2 protein-coding genes are annotated in these 2,857 nt (G+C 73.9%); both read right to left on the minus strand.

Annotated features, from left to right (window positions below):
- Nucleotides 1-93 precede the first annotated feature (93 nt).
- Nucleotides 94-318 carry a hypothetical protein gene (locus ACFWVC_RS37225; protein WP_384298409.1) on the minus strand — a complete coding sequence of 75 codons (225 nt, stop codon included), beginning with the start codon at nt 316-318 and terminating at the stop codon, nt 94-96.
- Between the two features lie 291 nt (nt 319-609).
- On the minus strand, nt 610-2,793 hold the full coding sequence (locus ACFWVC_RS37230) for an alpha-galactosidase (protein ID WP_384298412.1): 2,184 nt from the start codon (nt 2,791-2,793) through the stop codon (nt 610-612).
- Nucleotides 2,794-2,857: the final 64 nt, after the last annotated feature.

Below are 2,857 nucleotides of genomic sequence, written 5' to 3' on the forward strand. Positions count from 1 at the left end.
GCCGCGGGCGCCGCCCCCCCCCGCGGGGCGGGGCCGGCTCCGGTCCCGGGCGGCCCCCCCCCCGCCCGCCTGTTCCCGGGTGTTCCGCCGACGTCAGGGGAGCCAGAGTGTCAGGAGGAAGCCCGGGCTGTCCCACGTGCACGTGTACTGGTAGGCCTGGCCGGAGTCGACGAACTTCTTGCCGGCCGTCTTGCAGGCCTCGCTCGTCGCATAGACCTTGTACGGCACGCTCGCGTTCGCCGGGGCGGCGAGCGCCAGCATCCCGGTGAGCGTCGCGGCCACGGCCACGGCGACCGAGGCGCCTCTGCGCTTGTTCATGTCCCCTCCAGGAAGCACTCGTTGCACGACTGGATCATCGGCATCCTCACACCCTCACAATGGACACGTCAAGTGTGCGGATCATGGGCGGCACCGCCGTGCCGTCCCGGCGGCGAACGCGGCCGGACACCTGGCAGGGGTACTGCTTCACCGATCCCGCAATCGCAGCCTTTGTCGCGTCACAAGTCGATGAGGGGCGTCGACCGGGGGCGCGGTGCGATCCCCCGGACCGTAGCGCCGGAGCCTGCCTCGGCAGGCCGGGCCGCGCCGGTCCGGGGCACCTCACACGGTTCACCCGGCGCGCCGCACCTCGATCAGGAGGGCCTGCTCCGGGTTGAGTTGCGGCATCGGGAGGCCCGCCGAGGCCAGGATCGCGCCCGGGAGGGGGAGCCAGCCGTCGATGGCCGCGGGGAGCCAGGCGGGGCCGCTGGTCTGGTGGAAGGAGGGCAGACCGAGGTCGGTGCGGACGCGGACCTCATAGCGGTGGGCGGGGTCGAGGCCGGGGAGCTGGACGCGGCCGGACTGGCCCTCGGGGGAGGTCGCGACGCGGGCCCAGCTGTAGAGGGCGGCGGTGCCGTCCTGGGAGACGACGCCGTGCAGGAGGGTGGCGTTGTCCGGAAGGTCGGCGCGCACGGTGCGGCCGCTGTGGAGCAGGGGGCGCAGTTCCCGGTAGAGAGCCGTCCACGCGGTGAGCCGGGCGACTTCCTCCGGGGTGCAGCGGGTGATGTCCTGCTCGATGCCGGCGTGGCCGAACAAGGCCGTGGTCATCCGGAAGGTGTCGGAGCTGACGCGCGCGGTGGTGTGGCTCGGATTGGCGCCCACGTGCGCGCCGACGAGCTCGGGCGGCAGCAGCTGGCCGGTCCACCGCTGGATGGACTGCCGCTCCACGGGGTCGTTGCAGTCCGAGGCCCACACGCGGTCGGTCCTGGCGAGGATGCCCAGGTCGACACGGCCGCCACCACTGGCACAGCTCTCGATCTCCAGCGCGGGGTGGCGTTCCTTGAGGCTGTCCAGCAGCCGGTAGAGCGCCACGACCTGGGCGTGGGTGGCCGGGTGGTCCCCGGGACCGTGGACGGCCTCGTACAGCTCCCGGTTGTGGTCCCACTTCAGGTAGGCGATGCCGTACGTGGTGATGAGCGAGTCCAGCGAGTCGAGCAGGTACGCGGCGAGCGCGGGCTGGGACAGGTCCAGGGCGTACTGGTGCCGGGCCGTGGGGCCGAGGCCGGCCGCCGGGCCGAGGACCCACTCGGGGTGCTCGCGGGCCAGGTCGGAGTCGAGGTTGACCATCTCCGGTTCGAACCAGAGGCCGAACTCCATGCCGAGGGACCGCACGTGGTCGACGAGCGGGGTGAGCCCGCCGGGCCACACCTTCGGGTCGACCGTCCAGTCGCCGAGTCCCGCGTGGTCCGAGCGGCGGCCGCGGAACCAGCCGTCGTCGAGCACGAATCGTTCCACGCCGACCTCGGCGGCGCGGTCGACGAGCCGCAGCAGGTGGTCGAGGTCGTGGTCGAAGTACACGGCCTCCCAGCTGTTGAGGATGACCGGGCGCGGGCGCCGGGGGTGGCTGGGGCGGGCGCGCAGCAGGGTGTGGAAGCGGTCGGCGAGGCCGTCGAGGCCGGCGCCGGACCAGGCGTAGTGGCACACGGGGGTCTGGTAGCTCTCGCCGGGGGCGAGCCGGATCTCGCCGGCGCGCAGCAGTTCGCCTCCGCCGAGGACCGCGGTGTGGGTGCCGGCGCCCTCGGGCAGCCGCTCCACGAGGTAGCGCTGGTCGCCGCTCCACGCGACGTGCAGGCCCCACACCTCGCCCTCGCGGAAGCCGAAGCCGGGCACTCCGACGGCGACGAGGTACGGGGAGTCCAGTCCGGGCTTGCCGCGGCGGACCTCGCGGGCGTGGGTTCCGAAGCCGACCGGGCGCCGCTGCGGGGAGCGTTCGCGGCTCCACTTGCCGGTGAAGTCGAGGATCTCGCCGGCCCGCCGGGGCAGCGGCAGCCACACGGTGGCCTGTGCGAGGTCGTACGGTGCCGGGTCGGCGGTGGTGTGCCGGGTGATCTCGGCGTGGACGGCGAGCACTCCGGACGGGTCCAGCCGGTAGGTGACGGTGATGTCGAGCCCGGCGGCGGCGTCGGTGAGGGAGACGTCCAGTTCCCCGCCCCCTTCGCCGTTCTCGCGCAGCGATGTGCCGGTGGTGGTCAGCCGCGGGGCGGCGGCACCGCCGTCGACGTGCCCGTGGTGGGCGGGGGTGCCGGCCCATCCGTCCGCCTCGGTGGGCCAGATGGTGTACCGGCGCGGGATGTCGACGGCGTTGTTGAGCACCGCGGGTTCGGCCGTCAGGGCGAGCGCGGCGAGGTCGCCGGCGGCCAGGTCGCCGAGGTCCTTGCCCCAGTGCAGGACTCTGGGCACCGGTTCGGTGAGCTCCAGGACGAACGCGGTGCCGGCCGCGCGCAGGGTCACGATCCGCGCGGAGGTGTCTGCCATGGGGGTGCTTCCTTTCGATGTGCCCCGCCGCCCGGACGGGCCCCGAAGTGGGGCCCGGGCGGGC

Origin of the sequence: Streptomyces sp. NPDC058691, from assembly GCF_042714775.1 — a bacterium.
Taxonomy (GTDB): Bacteria; Actinomycetota; Actinomycetes; order Streptomycetales; family Streptomycetaceae; genus Actinacidiphila.

Coding starts and splice junctions, on each gene's coding strand:
- ACFWVC_RS37225 (WP_384298409.1), bottom strand. CDS start 318: ATGAACAAGCGCAGAGGCGCCTCGGTCGCCGTGGCCGTGGCCGCGACG.
- ACFWVC_RS37230 (WP_384298412.1), bottom strand. CDS start 2,793: ATGGCAGACACCTCCGCGCGGATCGTGACCCTGCGCGCGGCCGGCACC.